Annotated in this window: 1 pseudogene; it reads right to left on the reverse strand. The window is 50.2% G+C overall.

Annotation, left to right across the window (positions count from 1 at the left end):
- Positions 1 to 241: pseudogene (locus SB756_RS34525) on the reverse strand (1-deoxy-D-xylulose-5-phosphate synthase); the annotation flags it as partial.

A 241-nucleotide genomic window follows, 5' to 3' on the forward strand; every position in this document is an offset into this window, starting at 1 on the left:
TTGTCTTTCGCTGCCGTTTCACACAACCAGTCGCCAAAGATTTTTGAATAGCTCGGCAAACCGCCGCTACTTTTCGGCAAACAACCGCTGGAGGGATCAAATTTAGGCACGGCGTGGAAAGTGATTGGGTCTTTTTCTGCCGGTTCATAACCACGACCTTTTTTGGTCATGATATGCAGGAACTGCGGGCCTTTCAGGTCGCGCATGTTCTTAAGCGTGGTGATAAGCCCCAGCACATCGT

Source organism: Pseudomonas sp. SIMBA_068 (assembly GCF_046534705.1).
Taxonomy (GTDB): domain Bacteria; phylum Pseudomonadota; class Gammaproteobacteria; order Pseudomonadales; family Pseudomonadaceae; genus Aquipseudomonas; species Aquipseudomonas putida.